The organism is Jatrophihabitans sp. YIM 134969 (assembly GCF_054456675.1).
Map to the genome: position 1 here is coordinate 67,372 of NZ_JBTJEQ010000013.1, position 13,755 is coordinate 81,126.

General features: G+C 71.5%; 10 protein-coding genes. 4 read left to right on the top strand and 6 right to left on the bottom strand.

Annotated features, from left to right (window positions below; all coding sequences use genetic code 11):
- Positions 1–27: 27 nt before the first annotated feature.
- From uvrC to malQ, 3 genes are all read right to left on the bottom strand, one after another.
- Positions 28–2,079: an excinuclease ABC subunit UvrC gene (gene uvrC / locus ACXR2U_RS09230; RefSeq protein ID WP_458824676.1), complete on the bottom strand. Its 2,052-nt coding sequence runs from the start codon at positions 2,077–2,079 to the stop codon at positions 28–30.
- Positions 2,080–2,243: 164 nt separating this feature from the next.
- A complete protein-coding gene (locus tag ACXR2U_RS09235; RefSeq protein ID WP_458824677.1) occupies positions 2,244–2,945 on the bottom strand; it encodes an acylneuraminate cytidylyltransferase family protein in 702 nt (233 codons plus the stop codon).
- Complete coding sequence (gene malQ, locus ACXR2U_RS09240; protein ID WP_458824678.1) at positions 2,938–5,067, bottom strand: 4-alpha-glucanotransferase; 2,130 nt, start codon at positions 5,065–5,067, stop codon at positions 2,938–2,940. Before malQ ends, ACXR2U_RS09235 begins: the two co-directional genes overlap by 8 nt.
- Positions 5,068–5,129: 62 nt before the next feature.
- On the opposite strand from malQ, the gene ACXR2U_RS09245 reads away from it, so the two are divergent.
- Entirely contained in the window at positions 5,130–5,435 is a 306-nt protein-coding gene (locus ACXR2U_RS09245; RefSeq protein ID WP_458824679.1) for a DUF7677 family protein, read from the top strand.
- Positions 5,436–5,465: 30 nt separating this feature from the next.
- Here ACXR2U_RS09245 and uvrA read toward each other — a convergent pair whose 3' ends face one another.
- Positions 5,466–8,465 (bottom strand): excinuclease ABC subunit UvrA, encoded by a 3,000-nt coding sequence (gene uvrA, locus ACXR2U_RS09250; protein WP_458824680.1) that lies wholly within the window; start codon positions 8,463–8,465, stop codon positions 5,466–5,468.
- Between the two features lie 136 nt (positions 8,466–8,601).
- Here uvrA and ACXR2U_RS09255 point away from each other — a divergent pair, with 136 nt between their 5' ends.
- Positions 8,602–9,288 carry a DNA alkylation repair protein gene (locus ACXR2U_RS09255; protein ID WP_458824681.1) on the top strand — a complete coding sequence of 229 codons (687 nt, stop codon included), beginning with the start codon at positions 8,602–8,604 and terminating at the stop codon, positions 9,286–9,288.
- On the opposite strand, the gene ACXR2U_RS09260 is transcribed toward ACXR2U_RS09255, so the two are convergent.
- Together ACXR2U_RS09260 and ACXR2U_RS09265 are read right to left on the bottom strand one after the other, a co-directional pair.
- Positions 9,275–10,267 (bottom strand): type IV toxin-antitoxin system AbiEi family antitoxin domain-containing protein, encoded by a 993-nt coding sequence (locus ACXR2U_RS09260; RefSeq protein ID WP_458824682.1) that lies wholly within the window; start codon positions 10,265–10,267, stop codon positions 9,275–9,277. The two genes, ACXR2U_RS09255 and ACXR2U_RS09260, sit on opposite strands and share 14 nt — an antisense overlap.
- A 217-nt stretch (positions 10,268–10,484) precedes the next feature.
- A complete protein-coding gene (locus tag ACXR2U_RS09265; RefSeq protein WP_458824683.1) occupies positions 10,485–11,162 on the bottom strand; it encodes a uracil-DNA glycosylase in 678 nt (225 codons plus the stop codon).
- A gap of 194 nt (positions 11,163–11,356) precedes the next feature.
- Here ACXR2U_RS09265 and ACXR2U_RS09270 point away from each other — a divergent pair, with 194 nt between their 5' ends.
- Together ACXR2U_RS09270 and ACXR2U_RS09275 are read left to right on the top strand one after the other, a co-directional pair.
- On the top strand, positions 11,357–12,166 hold the full coding sequence (locus ACXR2U_RS09270) for a serine protein kinase RIO (protein WP_458824684.1): 810 nt from the start codon (positions 11,357–11,359) through the stop codon (positions 12,164–12,166).
- A gap of 46 nt (positions 12,167–12,212) precedes the next feature.
- Entirely contained in the window at positions 12,213–13,631 is a 1,419-nt protein-coding gene (locus ACXR2U_RS09275) for a mycothione reductase (protein WP_458824685.1), read from the top strand.
- The last annotated feature ends 124 nt before the right edge of the window (positions 13,632–13,755 follow it).

A 13,755-nucleotide genomic window follows, 5' to 3' on the forward strand; every position in this document is an offset into this window, starting at 1 on the left:
ATGCTCACGCGCTCCATCATCGCGTGATCAGTTCTCGATGACCTCACCGGTGGTGACGTTGACCGCGGGTTCGGGCGGCTCGCCGCGGTGGACGGCCTCGACGATGGCCGCGGCCGTGGCCGGGCCGATGCCGGGGACCTCCTGGATCTCCTCGGCCGTGGCGGCCCGCAGCTTCTTCAACGACCCGAACCGCTTGAGCACCGCCTTGCGGCGGGTCTCGCCGAGGCCCGCGATGCCGTCGAGCGCCGAGACCGTCATCGACTTCGAGCGCTTCTGGCGGTGGTAGGTGATGGCGAAGCGGTGGGCTTCGTCGCGGACCCGCTGCAGCAGGTAGAGCGCCTCGGAGGTGCGCGGGAGGATCGCGGGGAACTCCTGCTCCGGCAGCCACACCTCCTCCAGCCGCTTGGCGAGGCCGACCAACGAGACGTCGGTGATGCCGAGGTCCTGCAGCACGGCGTGGGCCGCCGCCACCTGCGGGGCGCCACCGTCGACCACCAGCAGGTTCGGCGCGTACGCGAACTTGCGCGGGCGGCCGGTCTCGGGGTCGATCGGACCGTTGACGCTGGGCTCACGGTCGCCGTCGTCGTCGGGGCCTTCGGCGACGTCCCCGGAGCCGCCGTCGGCGATCTGCTCGTCGAGGTAGCGGGCGAAGCGGCGGCGGGTGACCTCGGCGATCCACTGGACGTCACCGGTGCCCTCGGAGGTGTCGCGCAGCGCGAACCGGCGGTACTCACTCTTGCGGGCGAGGCCGTCCTCGAACACGACCATCGAGGCGACGACGTTGGTGCCCTGCACGTGGCTGATGTCGAAACACTCGATGCGCAGGGGGGCATCGGGCAGGTCGAGGTGCTCCTGCAGCTCGGCGAGGGCCATGGAGCGGGCGGTGAGATCGGACGCCCGCTTGAGCTTGTGCTGGACGAACGACTCGGCGGCGTTCTTGCCGACGGTCTCCATGAGCGTGACCTTGTCGCCGCGCTGCGGGACGCGGATGGTCACGCGGCTCCCCCGCCGCTGCGACAACCAGTCGGCGAGGACGTCGACGTCGTCGGGCAGTTCCGGCACGAGGATCTCGCGCGGGATGCCCGCGCCGTCCTCACCCGCCAGGTCGGGGTCGTCGGCGTCGGGATCGTCGGCGACGCCGTAGAACTGGCCGATGAACTGGTCGACGAGCACGCCGGTGTCGACGGTCTCCTCGGCCCCCGCGACCTTGTCGATCACCCAGCCGCGCTGACCGCGGATCCGGCCGCCGCGGACGTGGAAGACCTGCACGGCCGCCTCGAGGTCGTCCTGGGCGAAGTTGACGACGTCGGCGTCGGTGCCGTCGCCGAACACCACCGCCTGCTTCTCCAACGCCCGGCGCAGGGCGCCGAGGTCGTCGCGCAGCCGGGCCGCGAGCTCGTACTCCTGGTCGGCCGCGGCGGTCTGCATCTGCTTCTCGACCCGCCGCATCATGACGTCGGTACGGCCGGCCATGAAGTCGCAGAAGTCGTCGACGATCTGGCGGTGTTCGTCGGGGGTCACGCGCCCCACACACGGCGCGCTGCACTTGTCGATGTAGCCCAGCAGGCACGGCCGGTCGATCTGCCCCGCGCGCACGAACACGCCCCGGCTGCAGGTCCGCGCCGGGAACACGCGCAGCAGCAGGTCGAGGGTCTCGCGGATCGCCCAGGCGTGGCTGTACGGGCCGAAGTACCGCACGCCCTTGCGCTTGGCGCCGCGCATGACCTGCAGCCGCGGGAACTCCTCGCCGACGGTGACGGCCAACCACGGGTAGCTCTTGTCGTCGCGGTACTTGACGTTGAACCGCGGGTCGAACTCCTTGATCCAGCTGTACTCCAGCTGCAGCGCCTCGACGTCGGTGTTGACGACGGTCCACTCGACGCGCGCTGCGGTGGTGACCATCTGCCGCGTGCGCGGGTGCAGCGCGGTGATGTCGGCGAAGTAGGAGTTCAGGCGCTGCCGGAGGCTCTTGGCCTTCCCGACGTAGATGACCCGGTCGCTGCTGTCCCGGAACCGGTAGACCCCCGGGTCGACCGGGATGCTCCCCGGCGCCGGGCGGTAGCTGGACGGGCTGGGCACGGGCTCCACGGTAGTTCGCGGGTCCGACACTCCCGTTCGCCGCCTCGACGGGCTCCACCGCGTTCCTCACACCGACGACAGGGGTCCCAGTTCGCGGCCGGCACCCCTCGGACCGCGAATTCGGACCCCACTCGTGCGACGGGTGGCGCGCGACCCCTCCGGCGTCAGGGCGGGGTGAGACCCAGCCGGCGCGCGGTGTCGGCCGCGGCGTCGAGGTCCGCCGCGGTGTCGATGTCGATCGACCGCTCCTGCGGGACGACCTGCGGCACGACAGCCGGGACGAAGAACCGCAGCTGGTCCCGCAGATCACCGACCCGCGCCAGGTACAGCCCGCCGGTGAGCGTGAACGCCGGCGGCAACGACTGCCGTGGCGCCTCGAGGTCGGCCCACGACCGCACCGGGGCGAGCGTGCCGCCGTTCTCGACCACGCTCTTCCAGGGGTGACGGGACCGCTGCGGCGTCACCTGCACCACCGACCCCGCCCCGCGTCGCTCGAGCAGTTCGATGCCCTCGACCACGTCGGCTGGTGTGCGCAACGGAGAGGTCGGCGGCAGCAGGGCGAGGACGACGGTGTCGGCCAGGTCGAGGTCGTCGGCGGCGTGCACGACAGCATCGAGCATGTGGGCGGTCGCGGTCGCGAGCTCCGCCGGCCGGTCGACCAGCTCGGCGCCCTCGGCTGCCGCTGCCGCCGCGATCTCCGGACTGTCGGTCGTGCACACCACCCGCCTCACACCCGCGGCGTGCGCGGTGGCCACGGCGTGCGCCACGAGCGGTCGCCCCAGGAACGGCCGCAGGTTCTTCCCGGGGAACCCGACGGATCCGCCGCGCGCCGGGACGACCGCGACGACCTGGGCCGGCTCAGCCATCGCGCATCGCGTCGAGCAGGGCGGCCGCGCGCGGGTCGGTGAAGACCCGTTCGAGCGGCATCGGCGCTCCGTCGGGACCGGAGAGCGGGATCTGCCAGTTGGGGTACTGCGTCTCGTCGGTGCCGGGCTGGTTCTGCGTGCGGCGGTCGCCGACGGCGTCGGTGAGCGACACCACGAGCAGACGTGACGGGGTGCGCAGCAGGTACCGGTGCAGTGACGTGATCGTGCCGGTCTCGTCGTCGTCCGACGCCGGCAACCCGGCGCGGTGCAGTTCGGCGAACCACGCCTCGCGGGCGGCGCGGTCGTCGGCCTCCTCCTCGGCGACGGGGCGGGTGAGCAGGCCCAGACGTTCCCGCAGCCGGATGTGGTCACCGGCGAGGTAGGCGGCGGTCGGGGGCAGGTCGTGCGTCGTCACGCTGGCCAGGCAGTACTCGCGCCACCGTTCCGCCGGCAGCGGACCGCCGGTGCCGCCGGGCTCGTAGTCGCCCTCGAACCACAGCACCGACGTGCCGAGGATCCCCCGCTTGCGCAGGTAGTCCCGCACCCACGGCTCGACCGTGCCGAGGTCCTCGCCGACCACGACGGCGCCCGCGCGGGCCGCTTCCAGGGCGAGGATCCCCACCATGGCCTCGTGGTCGTAGCGGACGTACGTGCCCGAACGCGGGTCGGCACCGGCAGGGATCCACCACAGCCGGAACAGGCCGAGGATGTGGTCGACCCGGACACCCCCGGCGTGCCGCAGCACCGTCGCGATCATCGCGCGGAACGGTGCATAGGACAACGTTGCCAGCTGGTCCGGTCTCCACGGCGGCTGGTCCCAGTCCTGACCGAGCTGGTTGTAGGCGTCGGGCGGCGCGCCGACGGTCACACCCTCGGCCAGCACGTCCTGCAACGCCCACGCGTCCGCGCCGGTACCGCTCACGCCGACGGCGAGGTCGTGCACCACCCCGAGCGACATGCCGGCACGGCGGGTCGCCTCCTGCGCACCGCCGAGTTGCTCGTCGAGCAGCCACTGCAGCCAGGTGTGGAAGTCGACGTCGTCCGCAGCGGCGACTCGGAAGGCGTCGACGGCATCGGACTCGGGGTGGCGAAGGTTCGCGGGCCAGGCCCGGAAGTCCGGTCCGTGGCGGTCGGCGAGGGCGCACCAGGTCGCGAAGTCGACCAGGCCGTCACCCTCCCGGGCGCGGAACGCGTCGAACGCGATCTGCCGGGCCGGTCTGCGACCCGCGTCGAAGACGATCCGCAGCGCCTGACGTTTGGCCGCCCACGCCGGGTCCCGCTCGACGCGGTCCGAGCCGACCGTTGCACGGTGCACCTGTGTGGCCAGACCATCCACCTCGGAGCGGTGGTCGGCGTCGAGCTGGGCGTACTCCGGCACCGCCTCCACCCGGAGGTAGGCCGGGTTGGCGAACCGACGGGTCGCCGGCAGGTACGGCGACGGCTGCACCGGCGGGAGCGGCTCCGCCGCGTGCAGCGGGTTGACCAGCACGAAGCCCGCGCCGTGGACGTCACCGGCCCAGGTCGCCAGGTCCGCGAGGTCGGTCAGGTCGCCGACGTCCCACGAACCGGCCGAGCGCACGCTGTAGAGCTGGGTCGCGATCCCCCAGGTCCGACCGCGGTGGACCCGGTCCGGGACGCCGACCCAGGCGGGGGTCACGACCAGGGTGGTCTCGCTGCCGCCCGTCCCGGCCCGCACCTGCAGGCGGTGGTAGCCGAGCGGGAGGTCGGTCGGGATCGCCAAGTCCGTGCGGGTGATCCAGCGCCCGTCCAGCTCCCGGTCGGGCACGGACCCGGTGGTGGTCGCCAGTCCGTGCCAGGCGCCGCCGTCCTCGAGGTCGACCCAGGCGCGGACGGTGTCCCCCGCGGTCGCGTGGACGGCAACGGTGCGGGCGGTCCCGGCCTCGACGACGACGCACGGCGGCAGCATCTGCTGCCACTCGGTGCGCCACAGCCCGTCGAGCGCGTCGGCCGCCGCTGCGGGCGTCGTGGCGTCCACCCCGAGCGCGGCGAGCACGGCGACGACGGTCGACTGCGGGACCTCGACCTGCCGTCCCTGCCAGTCCCAGAACTCGGTCGCGACGCCGAGCCGGTCGGCCAGCGCGCGCAGCGTGTCGTCGACCACGGACCGAACCTAGCGGTGCCCGCGGGGTGTCGCCGCGGCCCGGGCCGTGCCACGCTCAGGACATGGCCCGGCTCCCCTCGAGCGTCCGCGCCGCCGTGCGCGACTTCGCCTACGCCCTCGGTAGCGGCACCCTCGACGGCAACGGCCTCCTGCGCGGGATCGACTACCGCCCGGACTTCGCGAAGAACGCCAACGAGCTGCAGCTGGTGTTCGCCGTGTTCACGAACGTCCTGCGCGTCGACGACGACGGCCGCGTGCTCAACGTCGCGGAGGCGTCGCACCGCGCCGCCGCCCTGGTGCGCCGGTTCCACCAGCCGTCGTTCGTCGTGGACCCGCCGTTCGCCGACTGGGAGATCAGCCTCGGCTGACCTCCCCGCTCGTCCCCGATCGTCGGGCGATCAAGCCGAGAGGCGTCGGCGCGCCGCGGACTTGCGACGGGCGGCCGCCGCGGCCGCCTTCTTCTCCTCGGCGCTCTCGGTCTTCGCGGCCCGGGCGGTGGTCTTGCGCGGGGCCGCCTTGCGGGCAGCGGCCGCGCGGGTCCCCCGCTTCGCCGGTGCGGGCTCGAGCATCTCGGCGAGGAACTGACCGGTGTACGACTCGGCCACCGCGGCCACGTCCTCCGGCGTCCCCTCCGCGATGACGGTGCCGCCGCCGGACCCGCCTTCGGGACCCATGTCGATGATCCAGTCGGCCGTCTTGATGACGTCGAGGTTGTGCTCGATCGTCAACACGGTGTTGCCCTTGTCGACCAACGACTGCAGCACGGCGAGCAGCTTGTTGACGTCCTCGAAGTGCAGGCCGGTGGTCGGCTCGTCGAGGACGTACACGGTGTTGCCGGTCGAGCGCTTCTGCAGTTCGGTCGCGAGCTTCACCCGCTGGGCCTCACCACCGGACAGCGTCGTGGCGGGCTGGCCCAGCCGGACGTAGCCGAGGCCGACCTCGTCGAGGGTCTTGAGGTACCGGCTGATCTTCGAGATCGGCGCGAAGAACTCGGCCGCCTCCTCGATCGGCATGTCGAGGACCTCGGCGATCGTCTTGCCCTTGTAGTGCACCTCGAGCGTCTCGCGGTTGTACCGGGCGCCGTTGCAGACCTCGCACGGGACGTAGACGTCCGGCAGGAAGTTCATCTCGATCTTGATCGTGCCGTCGCCCTGGCACGCCTCGCAGCGGCCGCCCTTGACGTTGAACGAGAACCGGCCCTGCTGGTAGCCGCGGACCTTCGCCTCGGTGGTCTCGGCGTAGAGCTTGCGGATGTGGTCGAAGACGCCCGTGTAGGTGGCCGGGTTCGACCGCGGGGTGCGCCCGATCGGTCCCTGGTCGACTCCGACGACCTTGTCGACGTTCTCGACGCCCCGCACCCGCTTGTGGCGGCCGGTGGGGTGGCGCGCACCGTTCACCTTGTTGGCGAGGGTGTTGTAGAGGATGTCGTTGACGAGGGTCGATTTGCCCGAGCCGCTCACCCCGGTCACCGCGGTGAACGTGCCGAGCGGGAACGTGACGTCGATGTCGCGCAGGTTGTTCTGCCGCGCGCCCTCGACCACCAGCACCCGCTTCTTGTCGACCGGCCGCCGCACCAGCGGCACCTCGATCGAGCGCTTGCCGGTGAGGTAGGCGCCGGTCAGGGACTCGGACGAGTTCAGCAGGTCCTCGAGCGGACCGGACACCACGACCCGGCCACCGTGCTCGCCGGCGAGCGGGCCGATGTCGACGATCCAGTCGGCGACCCTGATGGTGTCCTCGTCGTGCTCGACGACGATGAGCGTGTTGCCGAGGCTCTTGAGCCGCAGGAGGGTCTCGATGAGCCGGCGGTTGTCCCGCTGGTGGAGCCCGATCGACGGTTCGTCGAGGACGTAGAGGACGCCGACCAGCCCGGACCCGATCTGCGTGGCGAGCCGGATCCGCTGCGCCTCACCCCCGGCGAGGGTGCCGGCGGCGCGGTCGAGCGAGAGGTAGTCCAAGCCGACGTCGAGCAGGAACCGCAGCCGCTCGTTGATCTCCTTGAGCACCTGCTCGGCGATCTTCTTCTCGCGGGCGCTCAGCGTCAGCTCGCCGAGGAACGCGGCGGCCTCACGGATCGACAGCGAGCTGACCTCGGCGATCGAGTGCCCACCCACCGTCACGGCCAGGATCTCCGGCTTCAGCCGGGTTCCCTGGCAGACCGGGCACGGCACCTCGCGCATGTAGCCCTCGTACCGGTCGCGCGCCCACTCCGACTCGGTCTCCTCGTGACGGCGTTCCAGCCACGGGATGACGCCCTCGTAGGCGGCGTAGTACGAGCGGGTGCGGCCGTACCGGTTCTTGTACGACACGTGCACCTGGTCGGTGGTGCCGTGCAGGACGGCCTTCTGCTGCCGCGCGGTGAGGTTCTCCCACGGCGTCTCGAGCGTGAAGCTGTAGGAGTCGGCGACACCGCCGAGCAGCCGGAGGAAGTACTCCGAGGTCTGGGCCGTCGCCCACGGCGCGATCGCGCCTTCGGCCAGCGACTTCTCCGGGTCCGGGACGATGAGCTCGACGTCGACCTCCTTGCGGACGCCGAGACCCGTGCACTCGGGGCAGGCGCCGAAGGGGGCGTTGAACGAGAAGGAGCGGGGCTCGAGCTCGTCGATCGCCAGCCGGTGGCCGTTCGGGCAGGCCAGCTTCTCGGAGAACGGCCGCTCGCGGTCGGGGTCGTTCTCCTCGCGGTCGACGAACTCCAGCACGACGATGCCCTCAGCGAGACCCAGGGCCGTCTCCACCGAGTCGGTGATGCGCTGCTTGCTCGACGGCCGTACGACCAGGCGGTCGACGACGACGTCGATCGAGTGCTTCTCCTGCTTCTTCAGCGTCGGCGGGTCGGTCAGGGGGTGCACCGTGCCGTCGACCCGGACGCGGGAGTAGCCCTTGGTCTGCAGGTCCTCGAACAGGTCGATCCACTCGCCCTTGCGCTCGCGGACGACCGGGGCGAGCACCTGGAACCGGGTGCCCTCCTCCATGGCGAGGACCTGGTCGACGATTTGCTGCGGGGTCTGCTTCGCGATCTGCTCGCCACAGACGGGGCAGTGCGCGATCCCGATGCGCGCCCAGAGCAGACGCAGGTAGTCGTGGACCTCGGTGATCGTGCCGACGGTCGACCGCGGGTTGCGGTTGGTCGACTTCTGGTCGATCGAGACGGCCGGGCTCAGCCCCTCGATGAAGTCGACGTCGGGCTTGTCCATCTGCCCGAGGAACTGGCGCGCGTACGCGGACAGCGACTCGACGTACCGGCGCTGCCCCTCGGCGAAGATCGTGTCGAAGGCGAGGCTCGACTTGCCCGAGCCCGAGAGCCCGGTGAACACGATGAGGCCGTCACGCGGCATGTCGAGCGAGACGTCCTTGAGGTTGTGCTCACGGGCGCCACGCACGACGAGACGGTCGGCCACAGGTGTCCACTCCAGGGGTGTTTCGAGGCTGCTGGGGATCGGTTCGCGAGGGTAGTGCGGGGGTCCGACAACCCACGCCGTCGACCTCGGTCCGTCACAGGTCACAGCGTCGGGGTGCCGTCCTAGCATTCCCGCCGTGACCACCCCTGCGACGCCCACCGACTCACCCGAGGCGCTCGTCACGGCCGTCCGCACCGAGCTCCGCGAGATCGCTGAGCCGGCTGCGGCCCCGGCGATGCAGGCGTACATGAAGACCGAGGAGCCGTTCCTCGGCGTGAAGCTGCCGGCGGTCCGCCGGGTCGTGCAGGCTCACCCTCCGGCTGACCTCGACACCCTGCTCGCCGCCGGCACGACGCTCTGGCGCGAGGCCGCCGCGCGCGAGGAGCGGTACGCGGCGACGATGCTGCTGCGCGCTGACCCGGGGAAGGGTCGACTCGAGCTGCTGCCGTTCGCCACCGAGGTCATCGTGACGGGCGCGTGGTGGGACCACGTCGACGCCGTCGCCCACACGACCTGCGAGCTGCTGCAGGTGCACCGCCCGGAGATGACGCCCGTCCTGCAGGAGTGGGCGACCGCAGACGACCGGTGGCTGCGACGCTCGGCGGTCATCGGTCAACTCGACGCCCGCGCCGACACCGACCTCGACCTGCTCACCGAGGTGATCGAGGCGAACGTGACCGACAGCGAGTTCTTCGTCCGCAAGGCCATCGGCTGGGCGTTGCGCCAGTACGCCCGCACCGATCCGGCGTGGGTCCGCGCCTTCGTCGACGCCCACCCCGCCCTGTCGCCCCTCAGCCGTCGCGAGGCCCTCAAGCACCTCTGAGTCCACGACTGGGGTCGGAGTTCGCGGCCAAGAGTGCCCTGACCGCGAACTCGGACCCCAGTCGTCGGGGTGAGGCGACCCAGAGCCGCGGCCGCGCATCAGACCGGGCGGCCGTCAACTCGCGCCTGAGCCACGCGGCGGTGGGGTCGAAGGCACCCAGATCTCGGACACCCCATCGCACGACCCGCAGGTGCTCACGGTGGAGCAGATGCTGACGGCGCAGGTAGGCAGTCCGTGCCTCCGGGTCGGTGAGCTTCTCCGCGCCGTCGACCTCTCCGATGACCCCGTCGGCCCACCAGAAGTCCGTGCGACCGAGGAAGTGACCCTCCACGTCGTAGAGCCACACCTGCGACTGCGGCATCGGCAGTCGGTGCACCACGAACTGCCACCGACTCCGAGACTCGAGGACACTCTCGGCCTTCGGGTCGACCAGGTCCGCCAGCGGTCGAGCCCGGCCCACCCCGCGGCGGCCGATGAACCGTCCGACCTCCTCGCGCAACTGGTCCGGCGAGGTCAGGCCGGCAGCCATGGCGGCGTCTGCGACGACCAGGCCGGCTTCCGTGCCGTGCTCCCGCGCGACGTCGACGACGGTGCGGGTCGGAGTCGTGATCGCGAAACCCGCGACCTGCAATCGGGCGGAGGCACGGAGCCCGGTGCGATGCAAGTGCACGCCGGGCAGCGACGTCGACCGACTGTCGGTCACCGTGAGGCAGGCCAGCTCTCGAGGTGCCCACGTCGGCCAGCCTCGGGCGGTCGCTGCCGACAGCCCGGTCACGGTGCTGCCGTCGGTGACCAGCGCTGCCGCGATCGAGCATCGGGCGCGGTGCCGACGCGCCCGGTCAGCGGGGTGCAGGTCGCCGTCGAGTCCGTTCTCGACGTAGACCCCGCGCCGGAGTCGGAGCAGTCGGCCCGACGCGACCGCACGGTTCAAGGCGCTGGGCGTCCATCCCGCGCTGTACGCCTCGGAGGAGGTGAACACCCGCAGCCGCTGGGGCGGGACCTCGGGTGGTCATCGGTCTGGCACGACCCGAGCGTCTCCGGATGTCCGACGTCGCGGATCGGCCGTCCACAGCCCCGGCGTGTCTGCACAGATCGGGAGAGCCTCTTGACACCTCTGACCCGACGACAGGGGTCCGAATTCGCGGTTTCAGTGGCCGCAACCGCGAACTGGGACCCCAGTCGTCGGAAGAGCCCTGCTACGGCAGGCGCCAGTCCACCGGTTCGGCGCCCTGCTCGACCAGGAGGGCGTTGGCGCGGGAGAAGGGTCTCGAGCCGAAGAAGCCGCCGCGTGCGGAGAGGGGTGACGGGTGGACCGACTCGATCCGCGGCGTCACACCGAGCAACGGGGCGAGCTTGCGCGCGTCACTGCCCCAGAGGATCGCGACGAGTGGGCCGCCGCGGGCGGCGAGGGCGCGGATGGCGGCCTCGGTGACCTCCTCCCACCCCTTGCCGCGGTGCGAGGCGGGCGTGCCGGGGCGGACGGTGAGCGCGCGGTTCAGCAGGAGCACGCCGTGGTCGGCCCAGGGGGTGAGGTCGCCGGTGGAGGGCCGCGGCACACCGAGGTCCGACACCAACTCGTCGAAGATGTTGCGCAACGACGGCGGCAGCGGCTTGACGTCGGGCGCGACCGAGAACGACAGCCCGACCGCGTGACCGGGCGTGGGGTACGGGTCCTGGCCGACGATGAGCACGCGCACGTCGGCGAGCGGCCGCTCGAAGGCGCGGAGCACGTGCTCGCCCGCCGGCAAGTACGGACGGCCCGCGGCCACCTCCGCCCGGAGGAACTCCCCCATCGCGCTGATCTGCGGCGCGACAGGTGCGAGCGCCTGCGCCCACCCGGGGTCGATCAACTCGGCCAGCGGCTTCGGGGGCACGCCCGCACCGTAAACCAGTTGCGACGCCCGGAGGCAGCAGGGCAGGGTCGCTCCCGGAACGCCGTCGAGTCGGGAACCGGGAGGTGCGTCGTGTCCATCACTGTCACGCCAGGACGTCCGCGCCCTGCCCACCCTCGACCCGCGCCGCTGACCCTGCCCTGACAGCAGAGGTCTCCGGCGCACGGAGACCCATCATGATCGAGCGTCACCTCCTCGACGGCCGTGCCGACGAGGACCTCCAGCACGACACCTTCTCCACCTGGGACGTTTCCACGCACGGACCCACCCCGCGACCGGACTGGGTCGTGACCGACCTGTCCGCGCACGACACCGAGCTCGGCATCCTCAAGACGGGCAAGGAAGCCGACGTCCACCTGGTGGAGCGCACCGCGCCCGACGGGACGAGTTGCCTGCTCGCCGCCAAGCGCTACCGCACCGCCGAGCACCGTCAGTTCCACCGCGACTCCGGCTACACCGAGGGCCGTCGGGTCCGTCGCAGCCGCGAGACCCGTGCCATGGCCCGGCGCACCGAGTTCGGTCGGGAGTTGCTGGCCGGCCAGTGGTCGTCGGCCGAGTTCACGGCACTGTCCCGGCTCTGGTCCGACGGCGCGCCCGTCCCGTACCCGGTCCAGCTGCTCGGCACCGAGGTCATGCTCGAGTTCATCGGGTCGCCGACCGGCGAGGCCGCCCCGCGCCTGGCGGCGTGGCGCGGCACCCGGGACGAGGCCCGCGACCTGTGGGAGCAGCTGCGCGACGCGATGTCCCTGCTCGCCCGTAACGGGTGGGCCCACGGTGACCTGTCGGCGTACAACCTGCTCGTCCACGAGGGTCGACTGGTCATGATCGACCTCCCCCAGGTCGTCGACGTGGTCGCGAACCCGCAGGGCGTCGAGTTCCTCGCCCGCGACGTCCGCAACGTCGGGGCCTGGTTCGAGCGGCACGGGGTGGACGTCGACGTCGACCTGCTCATCGGCGACCTCGCCGCCGACGCCTTCGGGGCGTGACGTCTTCGACGCGTTCGGGCAGCGCCGCCGCCGTACCGTGGACGGCGTGGAACACACCGCCCGCCCTGACCACTTCGACGTCGCCGTCATCGGCACCGGCTCCGGGAACTCCATCCCGGGTGGGCCGCTGGAGGGCAAGCGCATCGCCGTGGTCGAGGAGGGCACGTTCGGCGGGACGTGCATCAACGTCGGCTGCATCCCCACCAAGATGTTCGTGTACGCCGCGGAGATCGCCGAGACGACCCGCGAGGGTGCGCGCCTCGGCGTCGACGCCGAGGTCACCGGCGTGCGGTGGCTCGACATCCGCGACCGCATCTTCGGGCGTATCGACGGCATCGTCGCGGGCGGGAAGCGGTACCGCCAGTCCGGCGGCAACGGCGTCACCCTGTTCCAGGGCCACGGCGAGTTCGCGGTCGAGCAGCCCGACGACGGCACGTACCGGCTGACCGTGACCAGCGGCGTCGACGCCGGGAAGAGCTTCACCGCCGACCAGGTGGTGCTGTCCAGCGGCTCCCGCGCCGTGGTCCCGGACCAGGCGCGGGAGTCCGGAGTGCCGTTCCACACCTCCGACACGGTGATGCGCATCGAGGCCGTGCCCCGCCGCCTCACCATCATCGGCGCGGGCTACATCGCGGCCGAGCTCGGCCACGTCTTCGGCGCGCTCGGTGCGCAGGTCTCGATCGTTGCTCGCAGCAACAGTTTGTTGATGGCCCTCGATCCCGAGATGTCGAAGCGCTTCACCAAGGCCGCGACCGCCAAGTGGAACGTCCACCTCGGTCGGACGATCGACAAGGTCGAGGGCGACCACTCCGAGCAGCGGGTGACGCTCGACAACGGTCAGGTCGTGCACAGCGACCTGGTCCTCATCGCGACCGGGCGGGTGCCGAACTCGGACCGCCTCGGCCTCGAACACGTCGGCGTCGAGGTCGCGGACGACGGCGTCATCGTCGTCGATACCCACCAGCAGACGTCGGTGGATCGGATCTGGGCGTTGGGTGACGTCGCCAACCGTTACCAGCTCAAGCACGTGGCCAACCACGAGGAGCGCGTGGTCCAGCACAACGTTGCTCACTACAACGATCGGAGCGAGTGGGTGGAGAGCGACCACCGCTTCGTGCCGTCGGCGGTGTTCACCCACCCGCAGCTGGCTCAGGTCGGACAGACCGAGAAGGAGGCGTTGGAGAACGGGTACGACGTCGCGTGCGCCACGCAGGAGTTCGGCGGGACGGCCTACGGCTGGGCGATGGAGGACACCACCAGCGTCTGCAAGGTCATCGCGGACAAGAAGACCGGTCTCCTCCTCGGTGCCCAGTTGATCGGGCCGCAGTCCAGCGTGCTCATCCAGCCGCTCATCCAGGCGATGAGCTTCGGTCTGCCGGTGAAGGACATGGCCCGTGGCCAGTACTGGATCCACCCCGCGCTCACCGAGGTCGTCGAGAACGCCCTGCTCGCGCTGGAGCTCTGAGCCGACCCGGGTCGAGGCACGCGGGGCCGATCGCGCACAATCCCGGTGCGACCCCGGGGATGTACGCCTCCGGCTGACTCCCTGGAGACCGTGTGAAGTCCGTCCGTGCCGGCGCCCTGCGTCG

Bases quoted from the DNA above. Each gene is read 5' to 3' on its own strand.
- ACXR2U_RS09235 (WP_458824677.1), bottom strand. From the start codon at position 2,945: ATGGCTGAGCCGGCCCAGGTCGTCGCGGTCGTCCCGGCGCGCGGCGGA.
- ACXR2U_RS09245 (WP_458824679.1), top strand. From the start codon at position 5,130: ATGGCCCGGCTCCCCTCGAGCGTCCGCGCCGCCGTGCGCGACTTCGCC.
- ACXR2U_RS09270 (WP_458824684.1), top strand. From the start codon at position 11,357: ATGATCGAGCGTCACCTCCTCGACGGCCGTGCCGACGAGGACCTCCAG.